Origin of the sequence: Streptomyces sp. Rer75 (assembly GCF_013414305.1) — a bacterium.
Lineage (GTDB): Bacteria > Actinomycetota > Actinomycetes > Streptomycetales > Streptomycetaceae > Streptomyces > Streptomyces himastatinicus.
The window spans coordinates 8,609,444-8,629,027 of sequence record NZ_CP058693.1 but is presented as its reverse complement, the minus strand read 5'-3'; the positions used below and the strand labels follow the sequence as shown (position 1 = coordinate 8,629,027).

The window sequence follows — 19,584 nt, the reverse complement described above, 5'->3', positions numbered from 1 at the left end:
TCTCAACTCGGGTCGGTGGGCGATTCGTCGCCGGAGATGGAGATGCCGAGGCTGTTGGTGACGAAGTCGAGGACTTCCGCCGCGGTCGCGGATTCGAGGTCGGCCGACGCCGGTTCGTCGGCCGCCGCCACGGGCTCTCCGCCCGTCCATGGCTCGGCCAGGCCGCGGAAGACCTCGGCGAGGGCGGCTCGTTGGGTGTCGGTGAGCTCCAGCGCGGCCAGGCTGTTCCCGACCCTGGTGAGGTCGGCGAGGACCCGCTCGTAGCTCGGCTCTTCGGCGTCCCGCGCCGTTGCGGGTGCCGCGGTGAGGCGGCCGAGCAGGTGGTCGACCAGGGCGCGCGGGCTCGGATGGTCGAAGACCGCGGTCGCGCTCAGCTTCAGGCCGGTGCGATGGTTGATCTTGTTACGGAGTTCGACGGCCGTCAGCGAGTCGAAGCCCAGGTCGCGGAACGCCCCGTCGGCGGAGATGCCGCGCGGGTCACCGTGCCCGAGGACCAGGGCGACGTCCCTCAGGACCAGGTCGAGCAGGAGGGTGCTTCGCTGTTCGGCCGGAAGGCCGCGCAGCCTGCTCTCCAGGGACTCGGCCGGTGGTGCCGCCGGGGCGCTCACCGCGGCCCGTCGGCTGGAGGCTGGCGCCAGGTCCCGGAGGAGCGGCGGAACGGTGTCCGCGGCGCGCAGGGCGGCCGTGTCGACACGCACCGGAACGACGGTGGGCAGGGCGCCCACCAGTGCCCGGTCGAAGGCGGCGAGCCCCTCCTCCGTGGAGGTGGGCAGCAGCCCCGTGCGGGCGATGCGGCCGAGGTCGGCGGTGCCGAGTCCGGCCGTCATCGTGCTCGTCTGCGTCCACATGCCCCAGGCGAGGGAGACCGCGGGCCGTCCGGCCGCGTGCCGTCGGGTGGCGAACGCGTCGAGGAAGGCGTTGGCCGCGGCGTAGTTCGCCTGCCCCGGCGAGCCGAGAACACCGGCGACCGAGGAGAACACCACGAAGGCCGCCAGGTCCGCGTCGGCGGTCAGCTCGTGCAGTGCGCACACCGCGTCCGCCTTCGGCCGCAGCACGGTGGCGAGCCGCTCGGGTGTCAGGGCCTCGAGGACGCCGTCGTCGAGGACACCGGCCGTGTGCACCACGGCGGTCAGCGGATGCTCCGCGGGGATACGGGCGAGGGCCCTCGCGAGCTGCTCGCGGTCCGCGGCGTCGCAGGCGACGGACTGCACCCGTACGCCGCGCTCCACCAAGTCCTCGGGCGCCTCGCCGCCGCTGCGGCTGAGCAGCAGTACGTTGCGGACGCCGTGTTCGGAGACGAGCCGCCGCAGGACGAGCTGTCCCAGAGTGCCGCTGGCGCCGGTGACGAGGACCGTGCCGTCCGGGTCGAGCGGGCGCGGGATCGTCAGGACGGCCCTGCCGGTGGTGCCGGTGTGTGCGTCCTCGTCCAGGCGGCGGTGGGCCTCTGCCGCCGACCGTACGTCGTAGGCCGTGACCGGCAGGGCGCGCAGCGCGCCGGTGTCGAACAGGCCGGCGAGTTCGGTGAGGACCGCCCGCTGCCCGGAGGCGTCGGCGGCCGCGGACCGGCCTGCGCCGGTGGCCACGAACCGGCCGCCTTCCGCGAGGAGGAGGGCGGCCGACGCCTCGGCGCCCGCGCTCCCCTGCGGGTCCAGGACGATGTCGAGGCCCGTCGGCACCTTCTTCGCGATGTCATCGGGCTCCGGCTCGGCGAGGTGGGCCTCGTCGAGGCCCAGGCCGCGCAGGCCGTCCCGGGCGCCGAGGGGTGCGGTGGCGAACACCTCGGCGTCCAGGTACCGGGCGATCTGGACGGCCGCGAGGCCGACGTCGCCCGCGCCCGCGTGGATCAGCACCCGCTCCCCGGCCCGCAGCGCGGCCTCGTCCACCAGGGCGTGCCAGGCGGTGGAGAACGCCGTGGCCGCCGCCGCGGCCTCGGCGAAGGACAGGGTCCGTGGCATGCGGGCGACCGACCCGTGGCCGGTGACCGCCGTCCGGCCCAGGGCGCCACCGTCCGGGAAGGTGCCCCAGACACGGTCGCCCACGGCCACGCCGGTGACCGCCGTCCCCACCTCGGTCACCACGCCCGCGCCTTCGGTGCCGGGTGCCCCGGCCCCGTCGGTCAGGTCGCCGCGGCCGATCCCGGCGGCCCGCATCGACACCCGGATCTCCTCCGGGCCCAGCGGCGCGGCGGGCGCCGGGACGATGGCGAGGCCCTCGGGCTCAGCGGTCGTTACGAGACGCCAGTCGGGCACGTCCGGCACCGGCAGCACCGGCGGCGCGGAGCGGACGAGCCGGGGCACGAAGATCTGCCCGTCGCGGACGGCGACCTGGGGCTCGCCGGAGGCGACGGCCACGGCGACGGCCTCGTCCGACCGCGCGGCGGCATCGACGTCGACGAGCAGCAGCCGCCCAGGGTGTTCGGCCTGGGCCGAGCGCAGCAGGCCCCACACGGCCGCGGTGGCCGGCTCGGGCCGCTCCATCATCGCGCCCCGGGTGACCACGGCGAGCCGCTTGTCGCCGTCCGCCGACTCGTCGCCGTCCGCCGACTCGGCGAGGAAGCGCTGCGTGCGCTCGAGCGCCTCGGCCAGGCGGGTGTGAACGTCACCGGGTTCGATGTGGGCGACGGTGACCGCGGGGGCGTGCCCCTCGGCCGGTGCCGTCACGGCTACGGGGCGCCAGCGCAGGTGGAGTCCGCTGTCCCGGTCCGGTGCCGCGGCCCCGGACATCGGCCGGAGCACCAGCGCGTCCACGGTGATGACGGGCTGCCCGGCGGCGTCGACGGCGGCCAGGGACACGGCGCCGTCTCCGGCGGCGGTGAGCTTGGCCCGTACCGCGGCTGCGCCGGACACCGCCATCGTCACGCCCGTCCAGGAGAACGGCAGCAGGGGCTGCGTGCCATCCGCGCCGGAGAGGGACGGCACACCGAGCATGACGGCGTGCAGGGCGGCGTCGAGCAGCGCCGGGTGGATGCCGAACGCCCCGGGCTGTGCGGGCAGTTCGACCTCCGTGTACAGCGCGTCGGCCGTGCGCCAGGCAGTGCGCAGCCCCTGGAAGACGGGGCCGTAGCCGTAACCGCGCTCGGCCAGGTCGTCGTAGAGACCGTCGACCGGTATCGGCTCGGCGTCGGCAGGCGGCCAGGTCAACGCTTCGGCGGCGGGCGGGGATGCCGCGGACAGCGTGCCTGTCGCGTGCCGGACCAGCGGCTCGGTGCCGGAGGCCGCGGCGGGCGAGGAGTAGACGGTGACGGACCGGCGGCCCGCCTCGTCCGGGGCGCCCAGGGCGACCTGGAGGTTCACGGCGGTGCCGGCCGACAGGACCAGGGGCGTCCGGAGCGTCAGTTCCTCGACGTGGGAGCAGCCCACCTCGTGGCCCGCGTGCAGGGCCAGGTCGAGGAAGGCGGTGCCGGGCAGCAGCACGGTGCCACCCACGGCGTGGTCGGCGAGCCAGGGATGCGCGCCGGGCAGTACCCGGCCGGTGAGCACCGCCTGTCCGTCGGCCAGGTGCACGGCCGCGCCGAGCAGCGGGTGCCGGGTGGCGTTCAGTCCGGCGGCCCGGATGCCGACCGTCGACTCGGACGCGTCCTGCCAGTAGCGCTGGCCCGCGAACGGGTAGCCCGGCAGTTCGGTGCGGCGTCCGCCGGGCAGCAGCAGCTCCCACGCCACCGGAGTGCCGGCGACGAACGTCCGGGCGAGCGCCCGGGTGAGCGCGAGGGGTTCCCGCTGGCCGGACTTGAGCGCCGCCACGGCGACGTATCCGTCGTCGCCGAGGACCGCGTCGAGGGTGGCGTGCACCATCGGGGTCACCACGGCCTCGGGGCCGACTTCCAGGTAGGCGGTGACCCCCTGGTCGGCCAGGCTCCGCACGCCGTCCGCGAAGCGGACGCCCCGGCGGACGTGCTCCACCCAGTGCTGGGCGGTGCACAGGCGCTCGGCCTCGATCGGGCCGCCGGTGACGTTCGACACCACGGGGATCCGCGGTGTCCGGAAGGTGAGTCCCGCGACCACGTCGGCGAACTCGTCGAGCATCGCGTCCATGCGGTGCGAGTGGAACGCGTGCGAGACGGAGAGGCGGCGCACCCGGTGCCCCGCGGCCCGGAAGTGCTCGGCGACGGCGACCGCGGCGGCCTCGTCACCCGAGACGACCACGGACCGCGGCCCGTTGACCGCGGCGATCCCGACGGCGTCCTGGAGGGACGCCTCCGCGATGTACGCCTCGGCCTCCTGCTCGTCGACGGCGATCGCCACCATCGCCCCGCCCTCCGGCAGGGCCTGCATGAGGCGGCCGCGCGCCGCCACGAGGGCGCACGCGTCGGCCAGCGAGAGCGCGTCCGCCGCGTACGCCGCGGTGATCTCACCCAGGGAGTGGCCCATGACGTGGTCGGGGCTCACCCCCCACGCCTTGAGCAGTTCGAGGAGTGCGACCTCCAGCGCGAACAGGCCGGTCTGGGTGTACATGCTCTGCTGGAGGAGCGGGGCCAGCGGGGAGTCCTCGGGGGCGAACGCGACGTCGCGCAGCGGGTGTTCGGCGTACCCGTCGAGATGCTCGTCCACGGCCGCGCACACGGCGTCGAATGCCTGGGCGAAGACCGGGTACCGCTCGTACAGCTCCCGGCCCGTGCCGGCCCGCTGCGAGCCCTGACCGGAGAAGACCAGCGCGAGCCCGCCCGCTCCGGCGGCGGGGACGGCACCGGCCACGGCAGCGGGCACGTCCTCGCCCCGGGCGAGGTCGCCCCGGGCGAGGGCCGTCAGCGCTCCGGCCAGCTCGTCGAGACCGGCCCCCAGGACCACGGCCCGGTGCTCCATCAGTGCCCGCCCCGTGGCCAGGGTGTATCCGACGTCCCGGGGGTCGAGGCCGGGGTCGTCGGTGATCCGCGCGAGCAGCCGTGCGGCCTGCCGCTGTACCCCGGTGGAGGTCTTCGCCGACAGTGTCCAGGGGATCATCGGCGCTTCCGGCGCCGGGTCGGGGGCCGGGGCCGTGGTGTCCTCGGGCGCCGCTTCCAGAATCACGTGTGCGTTCGTCCCACCGATCCCGAAGGCCGAGACCGCCGAGCGGCGTGGCCGCTCCAGCTCCGGCCACTCCTGATGTGCCGTCAGCAGGCTGACGGCACCGGACTCCCAGTCGACGTGGTGGGAGGGGGTGGACACGTGCAGCGTGCGCGGCATGACGCCGTACCGCATGGCCTGCACCATCTTGATGACACCGGCGACACCCGCCGCGGCCTGCGCGTGCCCAATGTTGGACTTGATCGAACCCAGCCACAACGGCCGGTCCTCATCCCGCCCCTGGCCGTACGTCGCCAACAGCGCCTGCGCCTCGATCGGGTCACCCAACGACGTACCCGTACCATGCGCCTCCACCACATCGACATCCGCCGACGTCAGCCGTGCACCGGCCAGCGCATCCCGGATCACACGCTGCTGCGAGGGACCATTCGGCGCGGTCAGCCCATTGCTGGCGCCGTCCTGGTTCACCGCGGAGCCACGTACGACCGCCAGGACCTGATGCCCGTTGCGCCGCGCGTCCGAGAGCCGCTCCACCACGAGCAGCCCGACACCCTCCGACCACCCCGCCCCGTCCGCGTCGTCGGAGAACGCCTTGCACCGGCCGTCCACCGACATCGCCCGCTGCCGCGAGAACTCCACGAACGTCGTCGGCGTCGACATGACCGTCACACCACCGGCCAGCGCCAACGAGCACTCACCATTGCGCAGAGCCTGCGCCGCCAAGTGCAGCGCCACCAGCGACGACGAACACGCCGTGTCCACCGTCATCGCCGGACCCTCAAGCCCCAGTTGATACGCGATACGCCCCGACGCGACGCTCGACGCGTTGCCGAGCATGCGGAAACCGTCCATGCCCTCGATCGGCTCGTGCAGCGGAGGTCCGTACTCCATGGGCATCAGTCCGGCGAACACGCCGGTCCTGCTGCCGCGCAGCGAGGTCGGATCGATACCGGCCCGCTCCAGGGCCTCCCAGGCGGTCTCCAGCAGCAACCGCTGCTGCGGGTCCATCGCCGCGGCCTCACGCGGGCTGATCCCGAAGAACTCGGGCTCGAACACCGCGGCGTCGTGCAGGAATCCTCCCTGTCGCGAGTACGTCTTCCCTGCTCGGTCAGGATCGGGGTCGTAGAGGTCCGCGATGTCCCAGCCGCGGTCGTCCGGGAACTCGGTGATCGCGTCGACACCGTCCAGGGCCGCCTGCCACAACGCCTGCGGCGAGTCGATCCCGCCGGGCAGTCGGCAGGCCATGCCGACGATGACGATCGGATCGTCGTCCGTGGCCGTGGCGACCGCCACCGGACCGACCGGGATGGTGTCGGTGCCCCGGATCTGCTCCTCCAGGAAACCAACCAGCGCGGTCGACGTGGGGTAGTCGAAAACCAGCGTCGACGGCAGCCGCAGACCCGTCGCGGCCTGCAACCGCTGTCGCAACTCCAGGCCCGTCAGCGAGTCGAAGCCCAGATCACGGAAAGCGCGATCCGCCTCCACCGACAACGCCGAACCATGGCCGAGGACCAAGGAGACCTGTGCGCCGACCAGTTCGAGCAGCGCGGCAGTACGGTCCGCGTCGTCCAGCGCCGCCATGTCGGCGATCCACGACGAGGACTGGCCGGTGCCGACGACCGCCGCCGCACGGCGTGCCGGTGCGCGGACCAGGGACTTGAATACGGCGGGCAGGCTGCCCCCCGCCGCCTGGTTCCGCAGCGCGGGCAGGTCCAGGCGGGCCGGGAACAGGGTCGCGCGGTCGGCCGCCAGTGCGGCGTCGAAGAGGGCCAGGCCCTGTTCCGCGGACATCGGTGCGAGCCCGCCCCGGGTCAGCCGGGCCAGGTCGGCGTCGTCCAGGTGCGCGGTCATCGCGCTGTCACTGGTCCACAGCCCCCACGCCAGCGACGTGGCCGCCAGCCCCTCGGCCCGGCGCGACTGGGCCAGCGCGTCCAGGAAGGCGTTGGCCGCAGCGTAGTTGCCCTGCCCCGCCGTACCCATCACACCGGCAGCCGATGAGAACAACACAAAGGCAGCCAGATCGGCATCCCGCGTCAGCTCATCCAGCAGCCGGGCGCCATCCACCTTCGGCCGCATCACCGTGTCGAGGCGTTCGGGGGTCAGCGCGGTCAGGACGCCGTCGTCGAGGACACCGGCGGAGTGGATGACGGCGGTCAGCGGGTGATCGGCCGGTATGTCGGCCAAGGCCGCGGCGACCGCCTCGCGGTCGGCGACGTCGCAGGCCGCGAAGGCCACTGTCGCCCCGGCCTCCGTCAGTTCGGCGACCAGTTCCTCCGAGCCCTCGGCGCCCCGACGGCTCACCAGCAGCAGATGCCGTACGCCGTGCTCGGTGACGAGGTGCCGGGCCACCAACTGGCCCAGCGCCCCACCGGCACCGGTGATCAGGACCGTGCCGTCCGGCTTCCAGTCCGGCGCCGTCGCCGCCTCCGCGGCCACCGTCGCCAACCGGGGCACGAACAACCCACCATCGCCGAGGGCGACTTGAGGCTCACCAGAAGCAAGGGCCAGCGCCACGGCTTCGATCGGGTCCGCCCCTTCGGCCGTGTCGACGACCACGATGCGTCCGGGGTGCTCGGCCTGCGCGGAACGCAGCAGGCCCCACACGGCCGCGGTGGCGGGATCGGGCTCCGCCATGACCGCGCCCCGGGTGACCAGGGCAAGCCGGGCGTCGTCACGGTCCGCCGACTCGGTGTTTGCCGACTCTGCGTCCGCCGACTCGGCCAGGAAGCGCTGGACGGACTCCAGCACCTCGGCCACGCTCGTACGAACGTCCCCGCCGGGCTCGACGTGCTCGACCACGACCTCCGGCGGCACCGCGTCGGAGACATCCGGCACCGGCACCTCCGTCCACCGCACCTCATACAGCGGGTCAGCGGCCACCGCGGAGCCCAGCTGCTCCTGCGACATCGCCTGGAGACGCAGCTCGTCCACCGTCACCACCGGCAGACCGGCGCCGTCGAACGCCGCCACGCTCACGGCCCCGTCGCCACGCGGCGACAGGTGCACCCGCACGACCGACGCGCCCACCGAGTGCAGTCGCACTCCACTCCAGGAGAACGGCACCTTCATGTCACCCGACGGCAGCGGGTGCAGCGCGGCATCCAGTAGCGCCGGGTGAACGCCGAACGCATCGGGCTCGATGGGTAGTTGGACCTCGGCGAACATCTCATCCCCCGCGCGCCACAGTGCGCGCAGGCCCCGGAAGGCCGGTCCGTACCCGTATCCGAGACCGGCCAGCATCTCGTACGCGTCGGAGGCATCCACTCGCCGGCCACCGGCGGGCGGCCACGCACCCTCAAGGCGCTCCTCCGCCACCGCGGGACCGGCTGTGGCCAGCACGCCGACGGCGTGCCGGACCCACTCCACCCCCGCATCGGCATCAGCGTCCGCGTCCTGGACACGGGAGTGCACCGCGATAGACCGACGCCCCCTGTCATCCGGAGCCCCCACCGACACCTGCACCGCCACCAGAGCCTCCGCCGACAACACCAGCGGCCGCTCCAACGTCAGCTCCTCCACCACAGCGCAGCCGACCTCGTCGCCCGCGCGGAGGGCCATTTCCACGAAGGCGGTTCCCGGAAGCAGCACCGTGCCGAAGACGGCGTGGTCCTCCAGCCACGGGTGGGTGGCGCGGGATATCCGTCCGGTGAGCACGACGTCGTCACTGCCCGCGAGGCGTACGGCCGCGCCGAGCAGCGGGTGACCGGCCGGATGCAGCCCAAGGCCTGCCGCGTCCACCACCGAACGCCCCGCGGGAAGCCAGTGACGACGCCGCTGGAAGGCGTAGGTCGGCAACTCCACCAGCCGACCGCCCGCCACCCACGACGACCAGTCCACATCGACACCGGCCACGAACACCTCGGCCAGGCCCTGCAACAGTCGCGCCCGCTCGTCCTCACGACGACGCAACGTGCCCACCGCCGTCACCCCGGCCACCCCGCCGCCCTCCGCGGCCTGGGTCACCGCCCCGACCAGAACGGGGTGCGGACTGCTCTCGACGAAGATGCGGTGCCCGGCCTCAAGGAGGCTCTGAAGGGCGGCATCGAAGCGGACGGTCTGACGCAGATTGGTGAACCAGTACTCCGCGTCCATGATCGCGGTGTCGATCAGCTCGCCCGACACCGTGGAGAACAAGGGCACGTGACCGCTGCGGGGCTCAATCCCCCCGAGCACGTCGAGGAGTTCGGCCTTGAGATCCTCCACCTGCGGCGAGTGCGAGGCGTAGTCCACCGCGATACGACGGGCCTGAACCCCATCGGCCTCGCATGCGACCATCAGCGCTTCCAGCTCGTCGGGCGCGCCGGACACCACGACCTGCTCGGGACCGTTGACGACCGCGATCTGGAGCCCGTCCGTCAGCCGACCCGCCACCTGCTCCTCCGGAGCCAGCACCGACACCATGCCGCCACGCCCGGACAACCGCAGGATCGCCCGACTCCGCAACGCCACCACCCGCGCCGCATCCTCCAACGACAAACCACCAGCCACACACGCCGCCGCGATCTCACCCTGCGAATGCCCCACCACCGCCGCAGGCTTCACGCCCAGCGACTGCCACAGCTCCGCCAGCGACACCATCACCGCGAACAGAACCGGCTGCACCACATCGACCCGACCCAGAACGTCCTCATCGCCGCCCCGCACCACATCCAGCAGCGACCAGCCATCAACGAACGGCTCCAACGCCGCCGCACACTCCCCCATCCGCGACGCGAACACCGGCGAAAACTCCAACAGCTCCCGCGCCATCCCCACCCACTGCGAACCCTGACCCGGGAACACCAACACCACACCACCGGAAGACACCGCACGACCCGCAACAACACCCGCCGCCACACGACCCGCAGCCAACTCCGCCAAATCAACAGCCAGTTCGCCACCATCACCACCCAGCACAACCGCACGGTGCTCCAGCACCGCACGGCCCCCGGCCAGCGTGAAGCCCACATCCCGCGCATCCAGGTCAGCACCATCGCCGACCCGGGCCAGCAGCCGCACCGCCTGCTCCGCCAACGCCACCTCGCTGCGGGCCGACAACACCCACGGCAAGATGCCGTCACGTACCGGCTCGGCCTCCTGGACCGCCGCCCACTCCTCGACCGGCGCCGCCTCCAGGATCACGTGCGCGTTCGTCCCGCCGATGCCGAAGGACGACACACCGGACCGACGAGGGCGGTCGTTCTCCGGCCACGGCTGGTTCTCCGTCAGGAGTTGGACTTGGCCCGACGTCCAGTCGACGTGGTGCGAGGGCTCGTCCACGTGCAGGGTGCGCGGCATGACGCCGTACCGCATGGCCTGCACCATCTTGATGACACCGGCGACACCCGCCGCGGCCTGCGTGTGCCCGATGTTGGACTTGATCGAACCCAGCCACAACGGCCGTTCGGCGTTACGCCCCTGGCCGTACGTCGCCAACAGCGCCTGCGCCTCGATCGGGTCGCCCAACGACGTGCCCGTACCATGCGCCTCCACCACATCCACGTCGGCCGACGTCAGCCGTGCACCGGCCAGCGCATCCCGGATCACACGCTGCTGCGAGGGACCATTCGGCGCGGTCAGCCCATTGCTGGCGCCGTCCTGGTTCACCGCGGAGCCACGTACGACCGCCAGGACCTGATGCCCGTTGCGCCGCGCGTCCGAGAGCCGCTCCACCACGAGCAGCCCGACACCCTCCGACCACCCCGCCCCGTCCGCGTCGTCGGAGAACGCCTTGCACCGGCCGTCCACCGACATCGCCCGCTGCCGCGAGAACTCCACGAACGTCGTCGGCGTCGACATGACCGTCACACCACCGGCCAGCGCCAACGAGCACTCACCATTGCGCAGAGCCTGCGCCGCCAGATGCAGCGCCACCAGCGACGACGAACACGCCGTGTCCACCGTCATCGCCGGACCCTCAAGCCCCAGTTGATACGAGATGCGGCCCGAGGCGACACCACCGCTGGTGCCGGTGATCATCAGCCCTTCGACATCCTCGGTCGCCTCCGCGAGCCAGGACCCGTAGTCGTGGTACATCAGTCCGGTGAACACGCCGGTCCTGCTGCCGCGCAGCGAGGTCGGATCGACGCCACTCCGCTCCAGGGCCTCCCAGGCGGTCTCCAGCAGCAGCCGCTGCTGCGGGTCCATCGCCGCGGCCTCACGCGGGCTGATCCCGAAGAACTCGGCGTCGAAATCACCGACACCGTTCAGGAACCCGCCCCGGCGGGAGTAGCTCGTGCCGAGGTGGCTCGGGTCCGGGTCGTAGAGGCTCGCCAGGTCCCAGCCGCGGTCGGCCGGAAACTCGGTGATCGCGTCAAGACCGTCCAGGGCCGCCTGCCACAACGCCTGCGGCGAGTCGATCCCGCCGGGCAGTCGGCAGGCCATGCCGACGATGACGATCGGATCGTCGTCCGTGGCCGTGGCGACCGCCACCGGACCGACCGGGATGGTGTCGGTGCCCCGGATCTGCTCCTCCAGGAAACCAACCAGCGCGGTCGACGTGGGGTAGTCGAAAACCAGCGTCGACGGCAGCCGCAGACCCGTCGCGGCCTGCAATCCCTGCCGCAGTTCCAGACCCGTCAGCGAATCCAAGCCCAGATCGCGGAAGGCCCGATCCGCCTCCACCGACGACGCCGAACCATGCCCCAGCACCAAAGCGACCTGCGCACCCACCAGCTCCAACAGCGCCACTGCACGGTCCGCGTCGTCCAGCGCCGCCATGTCGGCGATCCACGACGAGGACTGGCCGGTGTCCACGACCGCCGCCGCACGGCGTGCCGGTGCGCGGACCAGGGACTTGAAGACGGCGGGCAGGCTGCCCCGCGCCGCCTGGTTCCGCAAGGCGGACAGGTCCAGGCGGGCCGGGACGATGGTCGCCCGGTCGGCCGCGAGGGCCGCGTCGAACAGCGCGAGGCCCTGGGACGTCGACATCGACCCCAGTCCACTGCGCGAAAGGCGGGCGATGTCGGCGTCGTCCAGGTGCGCGGTCATCGCGCTGTCACTGGTCCACAGCCCCCAGGCCATCGACGTGGCCGCCAGCCCCTCGGCCCGGCGCGACAGCGCCAGCGCGTCCAGGAAGGCGTTGGCCGCGGCATAGTTGCCCTGCCCCGCCGTACCCATCACACCGGCAGCGGACGAGAACAACACAAAGGCAGCCAGGTCGGCATCCCGCGTCAACTCGTCCAAGAGCCGGGCGCCATCCACCTTGGGACGCATCACCGTGTCGACACGCTCACGCGTCAACGCGGTCACCACACCGTCATCCAGGACACCCGCCGCGTGGATGACAGCGGTCAGCGGATGCTCACCGGGAATGCCCGCCAATGCCACGGACAGCGCCTCGCGGTCGGCCACGTCGCAGGCCGCGAAGGCCACCGTCGCCCCGGCCTCCGTCAGTTCGGCGACCAGTTCCTCCGAACCCTCGGCGCCCCGACGGCTCATCAACAGCAGATGCCGCACCCCGTACTCGGTGACCAGGTGCCGGGCCACCAACTGGCCCAGCGCCCCACCGGCACCGGTGATCAGGACCGTCCCTTCCGGCTTCCAGTCCGGCACCGTCGCCGCCTCGGGGGCATGCGCGACCAGTCGGGGTACGAGCAACCGACCCTCTTCCAGGGCGACTTGTGGCTCACCCGAGGCGAGTGCCGACGCGACGGCCGACTCGGCATCCGCACCGACGGGCACATCGACGGCCACGACACGTCCCGGGTGCTCGGCCTGCGCCGAACGCAACAGACCCCACACCGCCGCCGTCGCCGGATCCTGCGTACCCGTCATCCCGCCACGCGTGACCACGGCAAGCCGGGCGTCCTCACGGTCCGCCGACTCTGCGTCCGCCGACTCGGCCAGGAAGCGCTGGACGGACTCCAGCACCTCGGCCACGCTCGTACGAACGTCCCCGTCGGGCTCGACGTACTCGACCACGACCTCCGGCGGGACGCCGCCGGAGCCGTCCGGCACCGGCACCTCCGTCCACCGCACCTCATACAGCGGGTCAGCGGCCACCGCGGAGCCCAGCTGCTCCTGCGACATCCGCTGCAAGCGCAGCTCGTCCACCGTCACCACCGGCAGACCGGCGCCGTCGAACGCCGCGAGCCGCACGGCGCCATCGGCACTCCGCGACAACCGCACCCGCAGCGCCGACGCTCCTACCGAGTGCAGTCGCACCCCGTTCCAGGAGAACGGCACCCACAGGTCCCCGTTGAGCAGCGGGTGCAGCGCGGCATCCAGCAACGCCGGGTGAACGCCGAACTCGTCGGCCTCGGCTGGCAGTTGGACCTCGGCGAACAGCTCGTCGCCCGCACGCCACACCGAGCGCAGACCCCGGAACACGGGCCCGTACCCGTATCCCACGCCGGACAGCAGCTCGTACGCCTCGGCGACATCCACGGCCTCGGCACCGGCGGGCGGCCACGCACCCTCAAGGCGCTCCTCCGCCACGGGACCGGCTGCGGCCAGCACGCCCACGGCGTGCCGGACCCACTCCACCCCCGCATCGGCACCGGCGTCCGCGTCCTGGACACGGGAGTGCACCGCGATCGACCGGCACCCCGCGTCGTCCGGAGCCCCCACCGACACCTGCACCGCCACCAGAGCCTCCGCCGACAACACCAGCGGCCGCTCCAACGTCAGCTCCTCCACCACCGCGCAGCCGACCTCGTCGCCCGCGTGCAACGCCAGCTCGACGAATGCGGTGCCGGGCAGGATGACCGTGCCGTAGACCGCGTGGTCCTCCAGCCACGGGTGGGTATGCAGGGACAGCTGACCGGTGAGGACGAGGCCCTCCTGGGGCGCGAGAGGAACGGCCGCGCCGAGCAGCGGGTGACCGGCCGGACGCAGCCCGAGCCCCGCCGCGTCCAGCATCGAACGCACCGCCGGAAGCCAGTGACGGCGCCGCTGGAAGGCGTAGGTCGGCAGTTCCACCAGCCGACCGCCCGCCACCCATGGCGACCAGTCCACATCGACACCCGCCACGAACACCTCGGCCACACTCTGCAACAGCCGCGCCCGCTCATCCTCACGACGACGCAACGTGCCCACCGCCGCCACACCCGCCGCGCCCACACCCTCGGCCGCCTGTGTCACTGCCCCCAGCAGGACGGGGTGGGGGCTGCTCTCTACGAAGACGCGGTGCCCGGCCTCCAGCAGCTTCTGAAGAGCGGCATCGAAACGAACCGTCTCGCGGAGGTTGGTGAACCAGTACTCCGCGTCCATCTCCGCCGTGTCGATGACCTCGCCATACACCGTCGAGAACAGAGGAACATGACCACTGCGAGGCTCGATACCGGCCAGAACATCGAGGAGTTCGTCCCTCAGGCCCTCCACCTGCGGTGAGTGCGAGGCGTAGTCCACCGCGATACGACGGGCCTGTACCCCATCGGCCTCACACCCGGCCAGGAACACCTCCAGCTCCTCCGGCGCGCCGGACACCACGACCTGTTCGGGACCGTTGACGACCGCGATCTGGAGCCCGTCCGTCAGCCGCCCCGCCACCTGCGCCTCGGGAGCCAGCACCGACACCATGCCGCCCCGCCCGGACAACCGCAGGATCGCCCGACTCCGCAACGCCACCACCCGCGCCGCATCCTCCAGCGACAGACCACCGGCCACACACGCCGCCGCGATCTCGCCCTGCGAATGCCCGACGACCGCCGCAGGCTTCACGCCCAGCGACCGCCACAACTCCGCCAGCGACACCATCACCGCGAACAGAACCGGCTGCACCACATCAACCCGACGCAGCACCTCCTCATCCCCGCCCCGCACCACATCCAACAGCGACCAGCCATCAACAAACGGCTCCAACGCCGCCGCACACTCCGCCATCCGCGACGCGAACACCGGCGAGAACTCCAACAACTCCCGCGCCATCCCCACCCACTGCGAACCCTGACCCGGGAACACCAACACCACACCACCGGAAGACACCGCACAACCCGCAACAACACCCGCCGCCACACGACCCGCAGCCAACTCCGCTAAACCAGCAGCCAGTTCGCCACCATCACCACCCAGCACAACCGCACGGTGCTCCAGCACCGCACGCCCCCCGGCCAGCGTGAACCCCACATCCCGCACGCCCAGGTCAGCACCGTCGCCGACCCGGGCCAGCAGCCGCACCGCCTGCTCCGCCAACGCCACCTCACCACGCGCCGACAACACCCACGGCACAGCACCCACACCCACCGGCGACGCAACCTCGCCCGGCGACACCTGATCCCCGACCGGCGCCGCCTCCAAAATCACATGCGCATTCGTCCCGCTGATGCCGAAGGACGACACCGCCGAACGGCGTGGCCGCTCCAGCTCCGGCCACTCCTGCTGTGACGTCAGCACGCTGACGGCACCGGACTCCCAGTCGACATGGCGCGACGGCTCGGAGACGTGCAGCGAGCGCGGCATGACGCCGTTACGCATCGCCTGCACCATCTTGATGACACCGGCGACACCCGCTGCCGCCTGCGTGTGCCCGATGTTGGACTTGATCGAACCCAGCCACAACGGCCGGTCCTCATCCCGCCCCTGGCCGTACGTCGCCAACAGCGCCTGCGCCTCGATCGGGTCACCCAACGACGTACCCGTACCATGCGCCTCCACCACATCGACATCCGCCGACGTCAGCCGCGCACCGGCCAACGCATCCCGGATCACACGCTGCTGCGAAGGACCATTCGGCGCGGTCAGCCCATTGCTGCCACCGTCCTGGTTCACCGCGGAACCACGCACCGCCGCCAGGACCTGGTGACCGCGCTTCTCGGCGTCGGAGAGCCGCTCGACCACGAGCATGCCCACGCCTTCGGCCCAGCCCGTGCCATCGGCGTCGTCGGAGAACGGCTTGCAGCGGCCGTCGGCGGCAAGGCCACGCTGGCGGGAGAACTCGACGAACATGCCCGGCGTGGACAGCACCGTCACACCGCCCGCGAGCGCCATGGTGCACTCGCCGTTGCGCAGCGACTGCACCGCCAGATGCAGTGCCACCAGCGACGACGAGCACGCCGTGTCCACCGTCATCGCCGGGCCCTCGAGCCCCAGTTGATACGAGATACGGCCCGACGCGACGCTGGACGTATTGCCGGTGAGGCGGAAACCCTCGGTGCCGTCGACCGGGGCGTGCAGATGCGGTCCGTACTCCATGTTCATGGCGCCGACGAACACGCCGGTCCTGCTGCTGCGCAGCGAGGTCGGATCGATACCGGCCCGCTCCAGGGCCTCCCAGGCGGTCTCCAGCAGCAGCCGCTGCTGCGGATCCATCGCCGCGGCCTCACGCGGGCTGATCCCGAAGAACTCGGCGTCGAAGTCGGTGGCCCCGGCCAGGAAGCCGCCCCGGCGGGTGTAGGTGGTGCCGGGGTGGTCCGGGTCCGGGTCGTAGAGGCTCGCCAGGTCCCAGCCGCGGTCGGCCGGGAACTCGGTGATCGCGTCAAGACCGTCCAGGGTCGCCTGCCACAGCTCCTGCGGCGAGTCGATCCCGCCGGGCAGATGGCAGGCCATGCCGACGATGACGATCGGATCGTCGTCGGTGGCGGCCGTCACGGGGGCGGCGGTCCGGGTGTCGTCCACGGTGCCCAGGACGCCGAGGATCCGGTCGTGCAGATGCGCGGCGAGTGCGCTCGGCGTCGGGTAGTCGAAGAGGATGCTCGCGGGCATCCGCAGACCGGTCGCCGAGACCAGGCGGTTGCGCAGGTCAACGGAGAGGACCGAGTCCAGGCCCAGGTCGCGGAAGGTCGCGTCGGGGTCGGCGGGGGCTGCGCCGGTGGTCTCCGCCATGTGGTCGGCCAGCCAGCGGACCAGGAATCCGTCCGGCTCGGTGGTGATGCGCTCGCGCAGGGCGAGCGTGGCGGAGCTGAGGTGCTGCTCGGCCTCGGCGGCGGCCGGGCGTTCGTCGAGCCAGTAGCGCCGCCGCTGGAAGGCGTAGGTGGGCAGGCCGACGGTTCGGGCCTCGCCGACCGCCTCGGCCCAGTCGACGGAGACACCGGCGCACCAGGCTTCGGCGAGGCCGGTGAGCAGCGCCTGCGGCTCGGGGCGGTCGCGGTGCTGCAACGCCACCGCGAGGTCCGTGTCGGAGGTGGGGACGAGCGGGGTCAGCGCGCTGCCCGGGCCGAGTTCGAGGAACCGGGTCACGCCCTGCTCGCGGCAGGCGGCGATCGCGTCGTGGAATCGCACCGTGGCGCCGAGGTGCCCGATCCAGTAGTCCTCCGTCAGGGCGGCCCCGGTCCGCCCGGTGACGGTGGAGACGATCGGGATGCCGGGTTCGGAGACCGCGAGGCCCCGGATCCTGCGGGCGAACTCGTCCAGCATGGGGGCCATCAGCGGCGAGTGGGCGGCGTTCTGCACCCGCAGTCGGCTCGTGCGGTGGCCGCGGGCGCGGAACTCGTCCGCGATCCGGGTGACCGCCTCGTCGGCGCCGGAGAGCACGACGGCCCGTGGCCCGTTGATGGCGCCGATCGAGACGTCGTCGACGCCGTCGAGGGCCGCGAGCAGTTCCTCTTCCGTCGCCTCGACCGCGATCATTGCACCGCCGGGTGGCAGTTCCTCCATCAGCTCCCCGCGCGCGGCGACGAGGGCGGCGGCGTGGGCCAGGGGCAGGGCCCCGGACACATGGGCGGCGACGATCTCGCCGAAGGAGTGGCCGACGAGCAGGTCAGGTGTGACGCCCCAGGAGGTGACCAGGCGGTAGAGGGCGACCTGGAAGGCGAACAGGGCAGGCTGCATGTAACGCATGCCGTCGAGGGCCTCGGCGGCGGCATCGTCGTCGAGGCCGCCGAGCAGCACCTGGCGCAGGTCGAGACCGGGCACGAAGTGGTCGAGCACCTCGTCGAGGGCATCGGCGAAGACCGGGTACGTTTCGTACAGTTCCCGCCCCATGCCGACGCACTGGGAGCCGCCACCGGAGAAGAGGAAGGCCGTCCTGCCCGACGTGGCGATGCCGTTCACCGCTTCGTCGTGGAGGCGTGCCAGGCTCGACGTGAGCTCATCCCTGTCCGTGCCGACGACGACGGCGCGGTGTTCGAACGTGGACCGGCCGACCGCCAACGACCGGGCGATGTCGGCGACGTGCGCGTCCGGCTGCTGCTCGAGATGGGTGAGCAGGCGGGTGGCCTGCGCGTCCAGTGCGCGGCCGGTGCGGGCGGACAGCACCCAGGGCAGGGGCCGGCCGGTTGCGGGGCGGTTCACCGCGGTGTCGGGCCGACCGGTGTACGGCGCTTCGGCGAGGACGACGTGGCAGTTGGTGCCGCCGATGCCGAACGAGCTGACGCCCGCGACGAGCGGGGCATCGGGGGCGGGCCAGGCGTCGAGTTCGGTCTGCACCCGGAGGTTCAGCTCGGCCAGGGGTATCGCCGGGTTGGGGGTGTCGAAGTGCAGGCTGGGCGGCAGTTGACGGTGGCGCAGGGACAGCGCGGCCTTGAGCAGGCCCACGATGCCGGCGGCGGCCTCGAGGTGGCCGACGTTCGTCTTCACCGAGCCCACCCGCAGCGGCCCGCGGTCCCCGGTGCTGCGGCCGATGACGTCGGACACGGCGGCGGCCTCGACGGGGTCTCCGACCGGGGTGCCGGTGCCGTGGAGTTCGACGTACTGGACGGTCTCGGGGCTGACCCGGGCGTCGGCGTAGGCGCGGTGCAGTACGTCCCGCTGGCCCGCGACATCGGGGTCGGTGAGGCGGTCGCCGCCGCCGTCGTTGTTGACGGCGCTGCCCTGGATGACGCAGTAGATGGGGTCGCCGTCGGCGACGGCCCGGGCGAGCGGCTTGAGCAGGACCACTCCGCCGCCCTCACCGCGTACGAACCCGTCGGCGCTCTCGTCGAAGACGGCGCAGCGCCCCCTGGCGGACAGCGCGCCGAGACCGGCCGTGGTCCGCATGCTCTCCGGCGAGAGGATCAGGTTCACCCCGCCTGCGAAGGCGAGGTCGGAGTCCCCGCGGCGGAGGCTCTCGCAGGCCAAGTGGACGGCGACCAGGGACGACGCCTGCGCCGCGTCGACGGCGAGGCTGGGGCCCTGTAGTCCGAAGGACCAGGAGACCCGGTTGGCGACGATGGCGCGGTGCCGCCCCGTGAAGTCGTGCAACTCGCCGCGCCCTGCCCGGTCGCTCCGGGCGGCGAGGGCGGCGTAGTCGTCGGAGGAGACGCCTACGAACACTCCGGTGCGTGAGCCCCGCAGCCGCTCGTCGCGGACGCCGGCGTCCTCCATCGCCTCCCAGACCAGCTCCAGCGCGAGCCGCTGCTGCGGATCCACGGCGGCCGTCTCGTCCGGCTCCATACCGAAGAAGGCGGCGTCGAAGGTGCCGACCTCATCCAGAAAGCCACCACGCCAGGACCGGCTGCCCTCGCCGCGCTCCGCCGGCCAGGGCGAGACGGCGTCGGTTCCCTCCGACAGCAGGCGCCAGAACTCTGCCGGGCTGGACGCCGAGGGGACCCGGCAGGCAGCTCCGATCACCGCGATGGCGGTGTCGCGCGCCCCGCCGATCCCCTGGTCACCTGACATGGATGGATTCATAGGGGAAGTATTGGTTTTCGAACGGGGGCACGACTTCGGCCAGAGGATGGGGCTCGGCAGCCGGGCTTCGGTACAGGACGATCCCGTGGAACCAGGACTTTCGACCAGGCCCGGGTCC

At 72.4% G+C, this 19,584-nt stretch carries 1 protein-coding gene; it reads right to left on the bottom strand.

The window, feature by feature from the left end; genetic code table 11:
- Positions 1-2: 2 nt before the first annotated feature.
- The gene (locus tag HYQ63_RS45730) at positions 3-19,454 is read right to left on the bottom strand and encodes an SDR family NAD(P)-dependent oxidoreductase (RefSeq protein ID WP_306664863.1); all 19,452 of its coding nucleotides are present in this window, start codon (positions 19,452-19,454) and stop codon (positions 3-5) included.
- Positions 19,455-19,584 lie beyond the last annotated feature (130 nt).

Coding starts and splice junctions, on each gene's coding strand:
- HYQ63_RS45730 (WP_306664863.1), bottom strand. CDS start 19,454: ATGTCAGGTGACCAGGGGATCGGCGGGGCGCGCGACACCGCCATCGCG.